The sequence below is a fragment of the Bradyrhizobium uaiense genome (genome assembly GCF_010811875.1).
GTDB lineage: Bacteria > Pseudomonadota > Alphaproteobacteria > Rhizobiales > Xanthobacteraceae > Bradyrhizobium > Bradyrhizobium uaiense.
Genome location: NZ_VKHP01000880.1, coordinates 1 through 246, shown reverse-complemented (window position 1 = coordinate 246; position 246 = coordinate 1). Strand labels below are relative to the sequence as shown.

Genomic DNA, 246 nt, shown 5'->3' with positions numbered 1-246 from the left:
AAGGATGAGATCGACGATGGCGTGACGTACTGCGGGCATGGTTGGTTGAGGCGGAGGCCCGTTGATTCTTTTTTTTCCGCGCCGCGTGTGCGAGGCGACGGTGTTGCAGGAAGGCGTAAGCAATCATAGTCATCAGGGTGTGACGATGAAGACCCTGCCATGATCGCCCCTCGAAGTGATCAAGTCCGAGTTCCTCCTTCAACTGCTGATGCGCCTGCTCACAAATCCATCTTGCCTTGATGGTGG

The 246-nt window shown here is 55.7% G+C and carries 1 pseudogene; it reads right to left on the bottom strand.

Annotation, left to right across the window (positions count from 1 at the left end):
* Window positions 1–246 (bottom strand): annotated as a pseudogene (locus FNJ47_RS47930) (IS701 family transposase); the annotation flags it as partial.